Origin of the sequence: Pseudomonas sp. NMS19W (assembly GCF_051554255.1) — a bacterium.
Lineage (GTDB): Bacteria > Pseudomonadota > Gammaproteobacteria > Pseudomonadales > Pseudomonadaceae > Aquipseudomonas > Aquipseudomonas kribbensis.
Window position 1 is genome coordinate 371,479 of sequence record NZ_CP136718.1, and the last position, 16,220, is coordinate 387,698.

General features: G+C 64.1%; 16 protein-coding genes and 1 pseudogene. All 17 read right to left on the minus strand.

The annotated features are described in order from the left end of the window. Window positions 1–7: 7 nt before the first annotated feature. The 17 genes and pseudogenes from R1A29_RS01625 to R1A29_RS01705 all read right to left on the minus strand — a co-directional run bounded on the left by R1A29_RS01625 (window position 8) and on the right by R1A29_RS01705 (window position 16,220). The gene (locus tag R1A29_RS01625; RefSeq protein ID WP_438300463.1) at window positions 8–1,243 is read right to left on the minus strand and encodes a beta-ketoacyl-ACP synthase; all 1,236 of its coding nucleotides are present in this window, start codon (window positions 1,241–1,243) and stop codon (window positions 8–10) included. Next, on the minus strand, window positions 1,243–1,971 hold the full coding sequence (gene fabG / locus R1A29_RS01630) for a 3-oxoacyl-ACP reductase FabG (protein WP_438300464.1): 729 nt from the start codon (window positions 1,969–1,971) through the stop codon (window positions 1,243–1,245). Before fabG ends, R1A29_RS01625 begins: the two co-directional genes overlap by 1 nt. Continuing rightward, window positions 1,964–2,428, minus strand: a complete 465-nt coding sequence (locus tag R1A29_RS01635; RefSeq protein WP_438300465.1) for a hotdog family protein — start codon at window positions 2,426–2,428, stop codon at window positions 1,964–1,966. Before R1A29_RS01635 ends, fabG begins: the two co-directional genes overlap by 8 nt. Further along, entirely contained in the window at window positions 2,425–3,621 is a 1,197-nt protein-coding gene (locus R1A29_RS01640) for a beta-ketoacyl-[acyl-carrier-protein] synthase family protein (protein WP_438300466.1), read from the minus strand. Before R1A29_RS01640 ends, R1A29_RS01635 begins: the two co-directional genes overlap by 4 nt. Further along, a complete protein-coding gene (locus tag R1A29_RS01645) occupies window positions 3,618–4,100 on the minus strand; it encodes a hypothetical protein (protein WP_438300467.1) in 483 nt (160 codons plus the stop codon). Before R1A29_RS01645 ends, R1A29_RS01640 begins: the two co-directional genes overlap by 4 nt. Further along, a complete protein-coding gene (locus R1A29_RS01650) occupies window positions 4,100–4,825 on the minus strand; it encodes a class I SAM-dependent methyltransferase (RefSeq protein ID WP_248738585.1) in 726 nt (241 codons plus the stop codon). The genes R1A29_RS01645 and R1A29_RS01650 overlap by 1 nt, the downstream gene beginning before the upstream one ends. Beyond that, a complete protein-coding gene (locus R1A29_RS01655; RefSeq protein WP_438300468.1) occupies window positions 4,822–6,069 on the minus strand; it encodes an NAD(P)/FAD-dependent oxidoreductase in 1,248 nt (415 codons plus the stop codon). Before R1A29_RS01655 ends, R1A29_RS01650 begins: the two co-directional genes overlap by 4 nt. After that, entirely contained in the window at window positions 6,056–7,216 is a 1,161-nt protein-coding gene (locus R1A29_RS01660; RefSeq protein WP_438300469.1) for a sodium:proton antiporter, read from the minus strand. The genes R1A29_RS01655 and R1A29_RS01660 overlap by 14 nt, the downstream gene beginning before the upstream one ends. Then, entirely contained in the window at window positions 7,213–9,552 is a 2,340-nt protein-coding gene (locus tag R1A29_RS01665; protein ID WP_438300470.1) for an MMPL family transporter, read from the minus strand. The genes R1A29_RS01660 and R1A29_RS01665 overlap by 4 nt, the downstream gene beginning before the upstream one ends. Beyond that, a complete protein-coding gene (locus R1A29_RS01670) occupies window positions 9,536–10,138 on the minus strand; it encodes an outer membrane lipoprotein carrier protein LolA (protein ID WP_248738581.1) in 603 nt (200 codons plus the stop codon). The genes R1A29_RS01665 and R1A29_RS01670 overlap by 17 nt, the downstream gene beginning before the upstream one ends. Then, the gene (locus tag R1A29_RS01675) at window positions 10,138–10,560 is read right to left on the minus strand and encodes an acyl-CoA thioesterase (protein ID WP_438300471.1); all 423 of its coding nucleotides are present in this window, start codon (window positions 10,558–10,560) and stop codon (window positions 10,138–10,140) included. Before R1A29_RS01675 ends, R1A29_RS01670 begins: the two co-directional genes overlap by 1 nt. Then, on the minus strand, window positions 10,553–12,097 hold the full coding sequence (locus R1A29_RS01680; protein ID WP_438300472.1) for an HAL/PAL/TAL family ammonia-lyase: 1,545 nt from the start codon (window positions 12,095–12,097) through the stop codon (window positions 10,553–10,555). The genes R1A29_RS01675 and R1A29_RS01680 overlap by 8 nt, the downstream gene beginning before the upstream one ends. Next, a complete protein-coding gene (locus R1A29_RS01685; RefSeq protein WP_085711078.1) occupies window positions 12,078–13,025 on the minus strand; it encodes an LpxL/LpxP family acyltransferase in 948 nt (315 codons plus the stop codon). The genes R1A29_RS01680 and R1A29_RS01685 overlap by 20 nt, the downstream gene beginning before the upstream one ends. Continuing rightward, window positions 13,022–13,756, minus strand: a complete 735-nt coding sequence (locus tag R1A29_RS01690) for a glycosyltransferase family 2 protein (protein ID WP_438300473.1) — start codon at window positions 13,754–13,756, stop codon at window positions 13,022–13,024. Before R1A29_RS01690 ends, R1A29_RS01685 begins: the two co-directional genes overlap by 4 nt. Next, complete coding sequence (locus tag R1A29_RS01695; protein WP_438300474.1) at window positions 13,749–15,428, minus strand: AMP-binding protein; 1,680 nt, start codon at window positions 15,426–15,428, stop codon at window positions 13,749–13,751. Before R1A29_RS01695 ends, R1A29_RS01690 begins: the two co-directional genes overlap by 8 nt. Continuing rightward, window positions 15,425–15,969: pseudogene (locus R1A29_RS01700) on the minus strand (hypothetical protein). The gene R1A29_RS01695 and the pseudogene R1A29_RS01700 overlap by 4 nt, the downstream one beginning before the upstream one ends. Then, window positions 15,966–16,220 carry an acyl carrier protein gene (locus tag R1A29_RS01705; protein ID WP_007909503.1) on the minus strand — a complete coding sequence of 85 codons (255 nt, stop codon included), beginning with the start codon at window positions 16,218–16,220 and terminating at the stop codon, window positions 15,966–15,968. The pseudogene R1A29_RS01700 and the gene R1A29_RS01705 overlap by 4 nt, the downstream one beginning before the upstream one ends.

Here is a 16,220-nt window from a genome sequence, read left to right on the forward strand (position 1 = left end):
ACCTGGATTAATTCGGTTGCGTCCAGCGGCGGAAAATCAGCGAGGTGTTGACCCCGCCAAACGCGAAGTTGTTGTTCATCACGTAGTCGTGGTGCATCTGGCGGAATTCGCCGCGCAGGTAGTCGAGCTGGCCGCAGTGCGGATCGACTTCGTCGAGGTTGAGGGTGTGCACGTACAGGTCGCGGTTGAGCATTTCGATGCTGAACCACGACTCCAGCGCACCGCAGGCGCCCAAAGTGTGGCCGAGGAAGCTCTTCTGCGAGCTGATCGGCATGTGTTCGCCGAACAGACTGCTGGTGGCCAGGGTCTCGGCGATATCGCCCTGTTCGGTGGCCGTGCCGTGACCGTTCACGTAACCGATGGCGTCAGGCGTGAGGCCGGCGTCTTCCAGTGCCAGCTCCATCGCCCGGCGCATGGTGACTTGTTCCGGACGGGTGGTGTGCTGGCCGTCGGCGTTGCTGCCGAAGCCGACGATTTCGGCGTGGATGTGCGCGCCGCGAGCGAGGGCGTGTTCCAGTTCTTCGAGCACCAGCATGCCGCCACCTTCACCGATTACCAGACCGTCGCGGCCCTTGTCATATGGGCGTGGCGACGTTTGCGGTGCATCGTTCTTGAGGCTGGTGGCGTACAGCGCATCGAACACCATGGCCTCGGTCGGGCACAGCTCTTCGGCACCGCCGGCGAGCATCAGCGGCAGGCGGCCGAACTTGATCGCCTCGTAGGCGTAGCCGATGCCCTGGCTGCCGCTGGTGCAGGCGCTGGAGGTCGGGATCAGGCGACCAGTGAGGCCGAAGAAGATGCTGATGTTCGCCGCCGTGGTATGCGGCATCATCCGCACGTAGGAGTTGGCGTTCAGGCCTTCGGCCACCGAATTCAGCAGCATGTTGCCGAACGCCTTGATCTCGTCGGTGCTGCCGGTGGACGAACCACAGGCGACGCCCATGCGCCCGTCCTTGATCGATTCGTCGCCCAGCAGCCCTGCATCGGACAGTGCTTTTTCCGCCGCGCCGACGGCCAGCCGCGAGACCCGGCCCATGCTGCGCAGTTGCTTGCGGGTCCAGTGTGCCGGCACCAGAAAATCATCGATCGGCCCGGCCAGTCGGGTGTTCAGCTCGCTGAAACGATCCCACTCGTCCATCCGGCGGATGCCGCTGCGGTTGGCGGCGAAATTGCCGGCAATGGTGTCCCAGTCGCTGCCCAGCGAGGTGATGCCGGCCATGCCGGTGACGACAACGCGCTTCATCAGCACAAGCCTCCGTTGACCGCCAGGACCTGGCGGGTGATGTACGACGCTTCCGCCGACATCAGGAAATTCACCGCACCGGCCACCTCTTCAGGGGTGCCCATGCGTTGTGCCGGGATCATTTTCATCAGTTCTTCCACCGGCACGTTTTCGTCGAGCATGGCCGTGTCGATCAGGCCCGGCGCGACACAGTTGACTGTAATTTTGCGCTTGGCCAGTTCGATCGCCAACGCCTTTGCGGCACCGATCACACCGGCCTTGGAAGCGCTGTAGTTGACCTGGCCACGGTTGCCGATCAGGCCCGAGACCGAGGTGATGCAAACAATGCGACCGGCGGCGCGGCGGCGGATCATCGGCATCATCACCGGGTGCAGAACGTTGTAGAAACCGTCGAGGTTGGTACGCAACACCACGTCCCAATCGTCATCGCTAAGCGCCGGAAACGCGCCGTCACGGGTCAGGCCGGCGTTCAGCACCACGCCGTAATAGGCGCCGTGAGCTTCGACGTCGGCTTCGAGGATGGCTTTGCAGGATTCGCGGTCAGCCACGTCGAATTGCAGGATGCGCGCATTGCGCCCGAGCGCTTCGACTTCGGCTTTCACCGCTTGCGCTTCGGCCATGCCGCTGCGGCAATGCAGGACGATATCGTGGCCGGCCTGGGCCAGGCGCAGGGCGATGGCGCGGCCGATGCCACGGCTGGAGCCGGTGACCAGTACGAATTCAGTCATCGTTCGACTCCTTCAATTGTTCAAGATATTGCGCCGCATGCGGCGGGCGGAACACGTTCAGCCGGGCGCTGGCTTCGATGCCGGGCGCATTGATGTGGCATTCGAACACGCCCATGCCGTTGTCGTCTTCCAGCGAGCGGATGCCGTGGATGGTCAGTTCGCAGCCGACCGGAAACGCCTCGACATTGCATTCGAATTTACGGGTGCCGAGCAGAAAGCCCAGCTCCACCGCATTGCCTTTCTGCCGTGCATGGCAGCCGGCGAACGCGGCAACGCTCTGTGCCATCAACTCGACGCCGACCCACGCCGGCAGGCTGCCGTCGGGCAAGTTGAACAGACCGTCGGGTTTGACCGTCAGGGTGGTGTGGATCTGCTCGTCGTCGAAGCTGAGGATCCGGTCGATCAGAATCATGTCGCCAGCGTGGGGCAGCAGTTCGGCGAGCGGCCAGTCAGTCATGGGGCGTCTCCGATAATCAGGCTGACGTTATTGCCACCGAAGGCAAACGAATTGCTCATCAGGTAGCGGGGTGCAATGGACGCCAGGCGCTCGCTCGCGGTCACCCACTTCAGCACTGGCAGGTCGGGATCGGCCTGGCCGTCCCAGACGTGCGGCGGCAAGGCGTGGTCGGGGTTGTCGGCACTCAGGCTCAGCCAGCAGAACGCGGCTTCCAGTGCGCCGGCAGCGCCAAGGGTGTGGCCGGTCATGGGTTTGGTCGAGGAACAGGCCACGCCCTGCGGAAACAGGGTGGAAACGGCCAGGCTTTCCATGGCGTCGTTGTGCTGGGTGGCGGTGCCGTGCAGGTTCAGGTAACTGATTTGCGCGGCTTGCAGCTGTGCGCGATCCAGCGCCTGTTGCATGGCTTGCAACGCGCCACGGCCGGATGGCTCCGGTGCGGAAATGTGGTGAGCGTCGGAACTGGCGCCTGCGCCCAGCAGGGCGATGGCCGGGCCGTCGCCACGCTGTCTGCTCATGACGAACAGCACCGCTGCCTCGCCGATATTGATGCCGTTGCGGTTGGCAGAGAACGGGTTGCAGCGCTCCCCGGAAACAGCTTCCAGCGACGAGAAGCCGTTGAGGGTCAGTTTGCATAGACTGTCGACACCGCCGCACAGCACCGCGTCGCACAGCCCCAGATCGAGCAGGCGTTTGGCACTCATCAGGGCCCGGGCGCTGGAGGTGCACGCGGTGGAAATCACGTAGGTCGGGCCGCTCAGTTGCAGCCAGTCGGCGAGGAAGGTCGCCGGGGCGCCGAGCTCTTGTTGCCGGTAGTCGTAATCGGCCGGGAACTGCTGGTTGCGAATGTAATGCGCCAGACCCTGGCTGGCCTCGTCGATACCCGAGGTGCTGGTGCCGAGCACCACACCGATGCGATCCGGGCCATAGGCCCGAATGGCAGCGTCGATGTCTTTGCGAATCTGCAACGCGGCTTCCAGCAGCAACTGATTGTTGCGGCTCTTGTGCGCCGCCATCTGCGGCGGAATGGGCGCCAGATCACCGCGTACGGCGGCCACCGGCAACTCGCGTTCCGGCACCCAGCCAGCCTCGTGGCGCATGCCCGAACAATCGCCGGCGAACAGGTGGCGGGCGACTTCTTGCTTGTCACGGCCCAGGGCGCAGATCACGCCGAGGGCGTTGAGGTAGGCGGTCATGGCGTCGATTCACCTAAGGGAGACACGCGATAGTGCGGGCCTTGGGGCAGATTCAATTCGAAGCTCGACGGTTGTGAATAGCGGATGTCCCAGCGTGCCGGCAAGGTGCGTTGCCCGTCGTGTTGCTGCGCGGTGGGGTAATTGCGTGACAGCTCGCCGGCAGGCGTCAGGGCGAACAGCAGCGCGGCGAACAGCTCCCGGGCCTCCGGATTCGGCGGCAGCAGGCCGTCAGCCTGCCAGCGTCCGTCGATCAGTTGCTGACGGGCCTGGGGAATGCCCAGCGGATCCATCATCGACCAGCGGATGCCCTGGCCCTCGCGCTGGATTACCAGCAACCAGTCCTGACGCTGTCCGGCCTGCTGGCGCTCGATGTGCAGTTGCAGCGGCAAGGGCAGCGTCGGGTTATCCACAGGCAACGGCGCCTGGCTGGCGCAAGCGCTCAGCAGCAGGACGCAGGCGAGCAGCAGAACACGCAGCATCAGACAGCCTCTTCCAGCGGTTTGCGCGCCACGACGTTGACCAGGGTTTCTTCACGCTGGCCAAACGGCTTCGGCTTGCGCAGGCCAAAACGTTCCAGCAGGCCGAAATCCTTCGCCCGGCTCCACCACAGGTACGGGTAGGAAACATTCCGTTCGCCGAACTCGAAGCCCTGCTGGCGAATCATTTCCAGATACTGCGCCGCACTCTTCTGCACATGCATCGGATGACGGAACAGCCAACGGATGACCCACGTATCAATGTAAGCCTCGGTGGACTCGGCGAACAGCAGATAACCGCCCGGCTTGAGCACCCGGTAGAACTCGGCCAGGGCCTTTTCCTGCTCCACGAGGTGATGAAAGGTCTGGTGACAGAACAGCAGATCGACGCTCGCATCCGGCACATTCAGTGTCGCGCAGTCGCTGCCGATCAGCTCGACGGTGAAACCCTGGCGCGCCGCTTCTTCAGCACTCAGCTCCAGGCTGTGCGGGTCGGCATCGACACCGATCAAACGCTGTGGGGCGAAGGTCTGGCGCAGGTGGCCGAAGGATTTGCCCTGGCCGCATCCGGCATCCAGCAGCACCGGATTGGCCGGCAGCGCTTCGCTGAACAAACCGCGCAAATCGTTGATCGCCACGCGCAACACATGGTGCTGCCAGGTGTGGCTGCGCAGGAACCAGAAGCCGAAACGGGTTTCCTCGACGTAGCTGTCGCTCAAGTAGTTCATGGGGCGTCCTTTGCACAGAATTCGGAAATCGTCTTCAGCCGGCGGCGTGCTTCGCTGACGAACGGGTTGCGTTCGTCCCAGGCGTAACCGGCGAGAATCGAACAGATCATGCGACGGATGTCCGGGGAGGCCTGCTCATGGAAAATCACGTCCTGGAAGGTGCCGGCGTACCAGCCCTCGACGTAGGCGCGGAAAGTGTCGACGCCGCGTTTCAACGGTTCGGCGAACTCGCTTTGCCAGTTCACGGTTTCGCCCTGCAACTGCCGGTGCAGCACGCCAGCGGCCATGCTCGCCGAGCGCATGGCGATGGTCACGCCGGAAGAGAACACCGGATCGAGAAACTCGGCGGCGTTGCCTAGCAGAGCAAAACCCGGACCGTGCAGGGTTTTGACGTTGGCCGCATAACCGCCGAGGGTGCGTGCCGGCGTGTCCCACACGGCGTTGTTCAGCACCTTGGCCAGACTCGGGGTTTCAGCGATGAAACCGCGCAGGCAGGCGTCTAGATCGGCATCGCGACCATTGAAATGTTCAGCAGCGGCCACCACGCCCACCGAGCAGCGACCGTTGCTGAACGGGATCGTCCAGAACCAGATATCGCGATGCTGCGGGTGGGTGGTGACGAGGATTTTTTCGCGGTCGAAGGCCGGGTGGTCGATGTGATCTTCGACGTGGGTGAACACGGCCTGGCGCACCGGGAAATTCGACGGTGCTTCCAGATCGAGCAAGCGTGACAGTACGCGGCCATAGCCGCTGGCATCGAGAACGAAACCGGCCTCGACACGGTACTCGCTGCCGTCCTCGCGACGCACATCGAGTTGCGGGCGCGGGCGGTCGAAATCGACGCTGACAATGGCATCGCCATAACGGATGTCCACGCCTTGCAGCGCGGCTTGATCGGCCAGCAGTTTGTCGAAGTCGGCGCGTTGCACCTGGAACGTGGTCGGTTTGCCGCCGGTGAACGTATCGCCGAAATCGAACGCGCTATAGCGCTCGCCCCAGGCGAATGCCGCGCCGGTCTTGCGCTGGAATCCGGCGGCGTTCACCGCTTCAAGCATGCCCGCTTCTTCGACGAAATCCAGGCAATGGCTGAGCAGGCTTTCGCCGATGGAAAACCGCGGAAAATGCTGGCGTTCGATGACCAGCACGTCGTGCCCCTTGCGCTTGAGCAACGCAGCGGCAATGGCGCCGGACGGGCCGGCGCCGATGATCACGACCTGACGGGATTCCATTTCAACGATTGGCACGCGAGCTCCTGGGTACGGCAATAGGGTTCAGAGACGCACGGTGCAGGCCGATGAAGGCCGGCAACAGCGTCGCGATCAGCCCCATCAGCATCAGCGCAAAGTACAGCGCCGGGCTGATGAGTTGTTGTTGCAACAGCAGGTTGAGAAAGACGATTTCGCTCAAGCCGCGAATGTTCAGCAGCACGCTTTCGCGCCAGCGGCTGGCGCCTTCGAAGGATTCACCGGCCCAGCCGAGGCCCAGCCAGTTGCCGAGCAATTTGCTGGCGATCGGCAACAGCAGCAGCGCTGCCCATTGCACAGCGCCGAGGCTGGCGAGGGCGCTGTGCACATCGATCTGCACGATGCCGAAAGTGAGGATCAGCGGAATCGCGATCCACGTCTGCAAACGGTTCATCCAGCGCGCCGGCAGCGGCAGCACCAGCGGCACTTTCAGCACGGCCATGCACAGCAAATAGCCGATGCCGAAAATCAGTGCATTGAGTTTGTAGTGTTCGGCCAGCACCAGCAGCGCAAAGAAGCCGAGGCTGTAGGTCAACGGCCGGCGGATACCGAACACACGCAACAGCAACGGCACGCAGGCCAGCCCCAGCGGCAGCAACAGGCTGCTCAGGTGCAGGCTGCCCTGGGCGAGGCCGAACAGGGTCCAGCAGGTCAGGTCGATCAGGATCGCGGTCTGCACCAGACGCCGGGTGGCGGCGGGCGGATAGTCGATATGGCGCAGGTACAGGTACAGCACCGGGATTGCGGTGATGGCGAACACCAGCCCGATAGCCAGCGAGTTGATCCACGGTTGCGCCGGCAGCAGCCAGTATGCGGTCGCCAGTCCGCAGGCGAACGGCACGGCGAAACTCGGCAGGGCGATTTTTACGCTCTGGCGATCCAGACGCAGGTCGATCACATCGCTGAGGATGTGCCCGAGCAACAGCGCAAAGCTCAGGCTGTAGAGGTTTTTCAGCCAGTCCGGCGCAATCAGGTCGGCGCCGCTGAGCTGCCAGCCCGGTTCGATCCAGAAATACATCAACAGCGGCAGGATGAAGCTGGCCAGCAGCAACTGGCTGACAATCGGAATCAACCCGAAATACCGGCCGACGCGGGTGGCCACGGCGAACAGCGCCAAGGCCATGCCCCAGAAGACTGCGACCATCATGCTGCCGTCTCCGCGACTGTCGCGGCATGGGCATGACGCCCCGCCCACGGCGCCAGCATGAAGCTAAAGGCCAGCCCGAGACTCACCGACAGACCGAAATTGCTCACCGCCGGTGTACTCGACACCGCCAGCAGACCGAACGACAGCCAGGTCGTCAGCGCCGCCAGCAACGTGCCTAGCAAGCTCACGGCCGCGCCGCCGACCTGTTCGCGCATGAGAATCGCGTAATCGACGCTGATCGCCGTCACCAGCAGCAAGCCGAACAGGCTGAACAGGGTCAGCGGCTGACCGAGCCAGCCGAGGCTGGCCAGACTGCACAGCGCCGCGAGCAGCGGCAGGGAAACGATGCGCAACGCGCCACCGAGACCAAACGGCAGAATCAGCACCAGCACGATCAGCACGCAGGAGGCGAGTTTGAGTTCGGCGGCGCTGATCTGGGTTTCGGCAAACACCCGGTTCAGGTCACCGAGGCGATCCACCAGCTCCACGCCGGGCAGGTCCAGCGCCTGCACCCGCAGCAGCGACGGATTGTTCAGGCCTTGCAGGCTGACCATCGCCGCCACACCACCCTCGACCGGTCCGAGCCACAAGGTGCGGTAAGGCTCGCCGAGCGGACCGCTGAGCGCGGTGTCGATGTCTTCGGCGGGCAGGGCTTGCAGTTGCGCGAGTTCGGTTTGCAGGGCCGCGAGCGGTACGCCGACTTCAAGCAGTGGCTGCCAGAACTGCGGCAATTTGTTCAGCGCTTCGCGAACCTGCTGTTGCTGGCTCGGCGGGCTGACCAGTTGGTTGAGCGCCAGAAAACCTTGCAACTTGTCGAGGTTGACCAGTTGCTCCAGGCGTTCACTCAGCGCGGCCTGACGTTCCAGCAGTTGCTCCTGGTTTTCCGCGCGCACCAGGAAGAACTGGCTGGTCGGCTGATAACCGGTGATGCGGGCGATGGTCTGCGCCTCATCGGTCAGATGCTGCGGCGCGCCGACCCACTGGCGGATGTCGTTTTTGCTTTGCAGTTGCACCAGACCGCCGGCGCAGAAGGCGATCAGCAGGGCAAACAGAATCGGTGTGCGTACGTGTTCCAGCAGGGTTTCCCGAAGGCTGACCATGCGTTCGGCCAGCCGCAACGGCCACTGCGCCGGGCGCAATTCGACGTTGCTCAGCAGCGCCGGCAGCAGGCACACCGCCGACAGGTAAGCCCCGAGCAGGCCGGCCGCGGAGAACACGGCGATCTGGGTCAAGGCCGGGAACGGCGTCCAGGCCAGTGCCAGATAACCGATGGCGCTGGTGATCAGGCTCAGGGTCAGGCCCGAGACGGTCAATCGCAGCGCCGGCCAGCTGCGCCATGGCTTGAGGCTCCAGCTCTTGGAGAGATAGTGCAGCGGGTAATCCACCGCGACACCGATCAGGCTCGAACCGAGCACCAGCGTCATGACATGCAGATGCCCGAACAGCGCCACGCAGGCCACCGCCCCGAACAGCATGCCCACCAGCACCGGAATGAACGCCAGCAGCACCCGCCAGCGGCGGAAGGCGAGCAACAGCAACAACAGAATACCGAACGTGGCGCCGCCGCCGACCCAGGAAATTTCCCGGGTCGCTTGCTGCTGACCGTTGGCCGCGTAGAGCAGTCCGCTGGCGGCCAGCAGTTGCACATCGGATTTCGCTGCTTGCTCGCGGCTGTGTTGCAGCAGCGTGGCGACTTGCAGCGGCAGGTTCATGTCGAAAGCGTTGCCGGTGGTGCGTGCGCGCAACAGCACCCAGCTCTTGCCGTCGGCATCGGCGATCAACGCTCCGCTGCCGATATCCAGTTGCACCGCGCCGTGCTGTGGCTGGCTGTTCTGGATGCGTCCAGTCAGGCCCAGCCAGTCGTCCTGGCTCGGCACCAGACTGAAACCGGTGAACGGGTCAAACAGTGCCTGTACCCGTTGCTGGATGAAGGCATCCGGGTGTTCGACCAGCAACTGACGATCATCCGCCGAGAGCATCGCCAGTCGCCCTTGCAGCAATTGCGTGCGCAGGGCGGGAAGGTCGGCTTGCAGGTTCCACTGCACTTTTTCGAACAGCCCGCTGGCCTGCCATTGCTCGCCCAACGTCTGGGCCATGGCGACGGCTTGCTGGCGATCGGTGTGGCCGACCAATACCAGCATTTCCCGGTTGAGCGGTTCCTGCATGCGTTGTTCGGCATGCTGTTCGACGGCGTCCGGATGGGTGCCGGGCACCAGTTCCATCAGGTTCGCTGACAGCGGTGCGCCGTCGCGCCACTGCCAGGCGCCCAGTGCGACGACGACCAGCAGCAGGATCAGGAACAGCCAGGGCAGCCTGCGCTCACTCGGCAAAGTCATGTTGCTCCGCGTCGCTCAACGGTTGGCCGGCGGTGCTGTCCTGCATGCGCAGCACGGTGCTGTCGCCCTGGGTTTCCAGCAGTTCGATGGTGTTCACCAGCGTGCCGCCGGTGATGTTGATCTGATTGAAAACCTGCTTGAGCAGCACCGAGCGCGGGGTGAGGGTCAGGTGCCATTGTTGTGCATCGCCGCTCAGGGTCAGTTCGAAATCCCGTTGCAGGCCGCTGCTGTCGCCTTGCAGCACGGCGAGGAACAGACGGTTCTGTTCGGCGCCGGCGCTCTTGCCGGGCAACAGTTGCCAACCGCTGACGTCACGACGGGCGATGCCTTTGGCGTTGATGCGGTAGTCCTGCTGCAGCGGGGTTTTCAGTAGCCAGAGCAGACCGTAATGCTTGGCAAGGACAAAGTTGCCCTTGCTGATCAGCGGCTGGGGCAGGGCACGCAGGTGCTTTTCCTGGATGAACTGGCCGTGGATCACGTCCGGTTTCGCCAGTTGATCGCTCAGCTGTTGCAGGTCGAAGGCATTGGCCAGCGACGACAGCGTCAGCAGCGCCAGGGCCCCAAGGGATTTCACAAACACATTCATCACAGCATCCTTTCCACGGCATCGGTGAAGACTTTCGGCGACGCCAGTTGCATCTCGCGGCTGCTCACCTCGACAGCGACCTGCACCGAGCTGGCGCGGGTCAGGCGCTCGCCGGTCTCGGCGTCGGTGATCAGGTAGTGAATCTTCAGGCGGTTTTCCCACTCCACCAGGCTGGCGCGCACGTTCAGCCGCTGACCGAACACCGCGCCGCGCACGTAGCGCAATTGCAGGTCGATCACCGGCCAGGCGTAGCCCGAATCGACCATCTGGTTGTAGTTGTGGCCGATTTTGTCGAGCAGCGCGCAGCGCGCCACTTCCAGGTATTTCACGTAATGGCCGTGCCAGACGACGTGCATGGTGTCGACGTCAAAGAACGGCACGAGGATTTCCGTATCGGCGTGAAGCACTCCGGCGCTACGCATGCAGCCTCCAGTGTTGCTCGGCGATGCGTTTCAGGCACAGGCGCAGTTCGCCTTCCAGGGCGCGGTCTTCGATCACCGGCGGGAAGTCCTGGGCCAGCGCTTCGTGCATGTCGGCCAGGGACGGTGGCAGTGGTCGTGCGTCTTCATCACGGCCACGCAGCCACACACCCTGATTGGCCGCGAGCAGCGTGGCGGCGGCCACCTGTTCGGTCAGCTCCAGCACGCGAATGGCATCGCGAGCGGCAATGGTGCCCATGCTCACCTTGTCCTGGTTGTGGCACTCGGTGGAGCGCGAGAAGACGCTGGCCGGCATGGTGTTTTTCAAGGCTTCTGCGGTCCAGGCGCTGGCACCGATCTGCACCGCCTTGAAGCCGTGGTTGAGCATCGCCCGGTCGGCGCTGGCGCCGGACAGATTACTCGGCAGGCCGTGGTTGTAACGCTCGTCCACCAGCAGCGCGAGTTGCCGGTCGAGCAGGTCGGCGACGTTGGCCACGAGGTTTTTCAGGCTGTCCATGGCGAACGCGATATGCCCGCCGTAGAAGTGCCCGCCGTGCAGCACGCGCTCGGCTTCGGCGTCAATGATCGGGTTGTCGTTGGCGCTGTTGAGTTCGGTCTCGATGAACGAACGCAGCCAGTTCAGGCTGTCGGCCAGCACGCCGAGCACGTGCGGTGCGCAGCGCAGCGAGTAGCGATCCTGCAGGCGATGCAGCGGCGCGGTCGGCGCGTCGATCGCCAGATCCTTGCGCAGCCACGCGGCGACCTGCATCTGCCCCGGATGCGGCTTGGCGGCGAACAGGCGCTCGTCGAAGTGCTCCGGATTACCTTGCAGCGCCACCACGTTCAACGCGGTGATGCGGGTGGCCAGTTGCAACAGGTAGTCGGCGCGGGCGTAGGCGAGGCAGGCGAGGCCGGTCATCACGGCGGTGCCGTTCATCAGAGCCAGCGCTTCTTTCGGACGCAGCACCAGCGGGGTCCAGCCCAGTTCACGATGCACATCGGCGGACTGGCGGCGTTCGCCACGGAACATCACTTCACGCTCGCCGGACAGGGTCGCGGCGACGTAGGACAGCGGCGTCAGATCACCGCTGGCGCCCACCGAACCCTCTTCCGGGATCAGCGGCAGGATGTCGTGTTCGAGGAAGGCATGCAGGCGTTCCAGCAGCTCGATGCGCACCCCGGACACGCCGTGGCACAGCGACTGCAAACGCGCCGCCAGCACCGCGCGGGTGGCCTGGGCGTCAAGCAGTTTGCCCAGACCGCAGCCGTGGAAGGTGTACAGGTGCTGCGGCAGCGCTTCGACGTGATGCAGCGGCACCGCCACCACGCAGGAGTCGCCGTATCCGGTGGTCACGCCGTAGATCACGCCTTCCTTGTCCAGCAGCGAATCGAGGAACCGCGCGCCTTTGGCGATGCGCTCGCGGTAATCGGCGTCGCTCTGCAACTGCACGGGCGCCTGACGGTTGGCCAGGGCCAGCACGTCTTCGATGCGCAAAGGGCGTTCGCCGAAGGTTACCGGCTCATGGGTTGGCGTCGTCATCGGTCTTCCAGAAAGGGTAAAAGTTGAACCATTGCTTGGGGGCTTCGAGGCAATAGTGACTCAGGCGTTCGGCGTAGCGGGTCGCCCACTGATGAATGACCTGTTCGCGGTCGCGGCGGGTCCAGGTCACGGCCTCGGTGAACGGTTCGAGGGTCAGGCGATAGTGTCCGTCAGGTTGCTTGAGGCACATCAGCAGATTGACCGGGCATTTCAGCAGGCCGGCCAGCAGCCACGGGCCTTGCGGGAACCGCGCCGGGTGACCGAGGAAATCCACGGTCACGCTGCGGCCGCCATGCAGCGGTACGCGGTCGCCGGCAATCGCCAGCCATTCGCCGCGCTCCAGGCGTTCGTTCAGTTGCAGCATGACCCCCGGGTCCAGTTCGCTGACCTGGATCAGTCGCAGATTGGTCGCCCCGGCTTCGCCCAGCAGTCGGTTGAATTGTTCGGCGTGCTTGGTGTGCACCAGCACGTTCATGGTGACCTTTTCGCCGATCTCTGCCAGCGCCCGGCACACTTCGAGGTTGCCCAGATGCGCGCCCACCAGCATTTGCCCGCGACTGCCGCGCAACTGATTGCGCAGCAGCGCCGGGTCGATGATTTCGATCTGCTCGATGCTCAACTTGCGGTTCCACACGTCGAGCTTGTCGAGCAGCGAATCGGCGAACGCCATGAACTGCCCGAACACGCGCCACAGGCTCGGGCGCAATTCATGGCGACCGCTCCAGTCGGCGAGGCGTTGCTGATACTGCCAGGCACTGCGCCGTGCCGTGCGGCCGAACAGGAAGAAGTACAGGACGATGCCGTACAGCAGCGGGCTCAGCAGGCGTCGACCAAGGACCTTGGCGGCGAACGCGGTGAATTTCATCAGCAGGAAACTGCCGCGCTCTTCGCGGTCGGCCCAGTGCTTTTTGTCGGTTTCGACCGTCATGCGCGCCACCGTCGCCAGAGGATCGCGGGCGAGCGCAGCAACATGCCGAAGAACAGGCGCGTGTGCATGCTCGAAATCAGCACGTTGTCGTGGAACATCCGAAAGTGCGACACACCGTCCAGCGGGTAGCGCACGCTGGTTTGCAGCCAGCGCATCGGCTGGTTGCGCCAGGACAGGCGCACGAGGATGTCCGAGTCGAAATCCATGCGCTTGCCGATCCGCGCCGAGTCGATCACCGCCAGTGTCGGCTCCAGCGGATACACCCGGAAACCGCACATCGAGTCGCGGATCTGCAGCGACAGGGTGTTGATCCACACCATCACGTGAGTCAGGTAACGGGCGTACAGGCGACCCTTGGGCACGCTGGCGTCGTACAGCGGATAACCGCAGATCAGCGCACGCGGATGGGCAAGGGATTCTTCGATGAACCGCGCGACATCCTGCAAGTCGTGCTGACCGTCGGCATCGACCTGCAAGGCGTGGCTGAAGCCCAGCCGCGCCGCTTCACGCAGACCGGTCATCACTGCGCCGCCCTTGCCCTGATTGGTGGTGAGGCGCACCAGGTACACCCGCTCGCGTTCGGCCAGCACATCCAGCACAGCTGCACAGGATTTGCTGCTGGCGTCGTCCACCAGAATGCACGGCAAGCCCTGGGCGAGCAGGGCCTCTACCACCGTGGTGATTGCGGTTTCGTGGTTGTACACCGGGATGACTGCGCAAGGCTTATGCATCGCCAGTCCCCAGCAGAATCCGCCCGCTGGAGCAGGTGGCGGTGTCGTTGCGGTAGGCGAAATACAGCTTGCCGCGTTCAGGGTCGAAGCGCAGGTGCAGCTGGATTTCATCGCCGGGGCGTACCAGTTGCTGGAACTTCAGCACTTCCATGCCGGCGAACGCGCCGGACAGATTCAACAGTTGGCGGCCAAGGTTCAGCGCCCACTCGACCTGCACCACGCCGGGCAAAACCGGGGCCTTGGGGAAGTGACCGCTGAAGTAAGCGAGGTCTGGCGGCACGCTCAGTTGCAGGCTCCACTCGCCATCGGTTTCGGTCTGTTCCAGAACCTCCGGAGCCTTCGGACGCGGTGCCAGCAGCAAGGCTTCGACATTGGCCTGAGGCAACTTGCCCTGAGGGTTCAGCGGCAATTGTCGCAGCAAGCGCCAGCGCCGGGGCAGGGCGAGGGCTTCGCAATGCTCGCCGAGGTGACGGCGCAGGGTTTCGGTGAGGCTGCGGCGGCCGTGTTCGCGCAGGGCAAACAGGCCGGATTCGCTGAGCACCAGCAAGGCGCCGAGGGAAGCACGGTTTTCCTGCACCACACCGAGCCGGGCTTCAGCGACCCAATCGTGGGCGACCAGGGCTTGTTCCAGCATCGGCAGGGAGATGCGTTTTTCTTCCAGTTTGACGATCCGGTCCAGCCGCCCGAGCAGTTCGAAGCGACCATCGGCTTCGATGCGTGCGGCATCGGCTGTGTGTTCGACATGCCCGGCGGGTAGGTAAGGAGAGGCGATCAGCAGGGCGCCGTCGCCGTCCTGGCTCAGCTCGACACCGGCAAACGGCTGCCACAGCTGTTGGCCCTGACGCCAGGCGATACCGCCGGTCTCCGAGCTGCCGAGGATTTCCGTCGGCCACTGCTGCAAGCGCTGGTGCAGGCTTTGTGCAGCATCTGCCGGTAGCGCGCCACCGGAGGAAAACACCCGGCGCACGGCGCTCAGGGCCGGCCAGTCGAGGTTGTCGCCCATGCGCTTGAGCAACGCCGGGCTGGCCACCCAGGCGAAGGCCGGGTGTTCGCGGCTGGCGCGCTGCATGTCTTCAGGAAAGGCCAGTTGCTTGCGCAGGAACGGGCGCCCGGCACACAACGGCCACAGCACACGGAACAACAGACCGTAAATGTGTTGGGTGGCAACGCTGCCGATAATGCAGGCCTCGTCGAGATCCGCGCCCCACAGTTGCTCGAGGGCTTCGACTTCGTTGGCCAGTTGCCGCAGGGATTTGTCGATGCGTTTGGGCTCGCCGCTGGAGCCGGAGGTGCACAGGCTCAGGCGGCACTGGTCGAGATCCAGTTCGGCGCCCGTCAGTGCGGTGTGCTGCAAATCGCTCAAGTGCGCGTCGTCCGCGTGATCGGTCAGCCACAGGTCGACTTCGTTCGACCAGCGCTGGCGGGTCTGCGCTTGCAGATCCGCAGGCAGCAAGACGCTGACGCCGGCGCGCCAGGCACCGAGCAGGGCGATGGCCAGTTCTGCGGCATCTTCCAGGTGCACGGCCAGACGTCGCACGCCCCTGGCTTGCAGGCCGGCGGCCAGGCTCAGGGCCTGTTCGCGCAGTTGTGCGTGATCGAGTGCCGGCGCGACGGTGACGGCGCGCTGCGGCAGATCCTTGAGCAACAGCTGCTCAAGTTTTATCCAGTTCATGGGCGACCTCTTACCCGTTGTCGTATCAGCCATTCAATGGCAAACATCAGGCCGATCAATCCGTAGGAGATCAGGCCGGTGTACAACATCCACCAGTGCAGCGGCGCCCAAAGGGTCAGCAGGGCCGCGCACAAGCCGTTACAGAAAAAAACACGCTCCAGGCCACGGTGACCTGGCGGGTGTAGCGGATCGCCTCGGGCGGCAGTTGCGGCTCGCGAATGCGTGCCAGACGTTCGACCATCGGCGGGCCGTATTTCAGGCTCAGGCTGAACAGCACCAGCATGAAGCCGCTGATCAGCACCGGATACCAGCGCAGCAACAGCGGGCTGTCGAACAGCGCCAGCAGCAGGCAGAACACGATGGCCACGCAGGCCATCCACAGACTGCCGGGTTTGCGCTCGCCGGTCAGGGCGCGGGCCAGCCACAGGCTGCCCAGCAGCAGGCCGAACTGCCACGGCGCAAAGTGCTCCATGCCGAAATACACCGCAAAGGGATACAACAGGCCCGCCAGCAGCAGGCCGAGGCCGATCAATCGGCTCATGCGGCCGGTTGAACCAGACGGTAGACCGCCTCGACCACGTCGCCGACGGTACGCACCGACTTGAATTCCTCGGCGGCGATTTTCTTGCCGGTCTGACGCTTGATGTGGTCGATCAGGTCGACGGCGTCGATGCTGTCGATTTCCAGGTCCTGATACAGGTTCGATTCCAGGCTCACACGGGCCGGGTCCAGCTCGAACAGCTCGACCAGGGCATCGCGCAGGGTGTTGAAGATGTCGTCACGAGTTTGCAT

Bases quoted from the DNA above. Each gene is read 5' to 3' on its own strand.
- R1A29_RS01625 (WP_438300463.1), bottom strand. From the start codon at position 1,243: ATGAAGCGCGTTGTCGTCACCGGCATGGCCGGCATCACCTCGCTGGGC.
- fabG (WP_438300464.1), bottom strand. From the start codon at position 1,971: ATGACTGAATTCGTACTGGTCACCGGCTCCAGCCGTGGCATCGGCCGC.
- R1A29_RS01635 (WP_438300465.1), bottom strand. From the start codon at position 2,428: ATGACTGACTGGCCGCTCGCCGAACTGCTGCCCCACGCTGGCGACATG.
- R1A29_RS01640 (WP_438300466.1), bottom strand. From the start codon at position 3,621: ATGACCGCCTACCTCAACGCCCTCGGCGTGATCTGCGCCCTGGGCCGT.
- R1A29_RS01645 (WP_438300467.1), bottom strand. From the start codon at position 4,100: ATGCTGCGTGTTCTGCTGCTCGCCTGCGTCCTGCTGCTGAGCGCTTGC.
- R1A29_RS01650 (WP_248738585.1), bottom strand. From the start codon at position 4,825: ATGAACTACTTGAGCGACAGCTACGTCGAGGAAACCCGTTTCGGCTTC.
- R1A29_RS01660 (WP_438300469.1), bottom strand. From the start codon at position 7,216: ATGATGGTCGCAGTCTTCTGGGGCATGGCCTTGGCGCTGTTCGCCGTG.
- R1A29_RS01665 (WP_438300470.1), bottom strand. From the start codon at position 9,552: ATGACTTTGCCGAGTGAGCGCAGGCTGCCCTGGCTGTTCCTGATCCTG.
- R1A29_RS01670 (WP_248738581.1), bottom strand. From the start codon at position 10,138: ATGAATGTGTTTGTGAAATCCCTTGGGGCCCTGGCGCTGCTGACGCTG.
- R1A29_RS01675 (WP_438300471.1), bottom strand. From the start codon at position 10,560: ATGCGTAGCGCCGGAGTGCTTCACGCCGATACGGAAATCCTCGTGCCG.
- R1A29_RS01680 (WP_438300472.1), bottom strand. From the start codon at position 12,097: ATGACGACGCCAACCCATGAGCCGGTAACCTTCGGCGAACGCCCTTTG.
- R1A29_RS01685 (WP_085711078.1), bottom strand. From the start codon at position 13,025: ATGACGGTCGAAACCGACAAAAAGCACTGGGCCGACCGCGAAGAGCGC.
- R1A29_RS01690 (WP_438300473.1), bottom strand. From the start codon at position 13,756: ATGCATAAGCCTTGCGCAGTCATCCCGGTGTACAACCACGAAACCGCA.
- R1A29_RS01695 (WP_438300474.1), bottom strand. From the start codon at position 15,428: ATGAACTGGATAAAACTTGAGCAGCTGTTGCTCAAGGATCTGCCGCAG.
- R1A29_RS01705 (WP_007909503.1), bottom strand. From the start codon at position 16,220: ATGCAAACTCGTGACGACATCTTCAACACCCTGCGCGATGCCCTGGTC.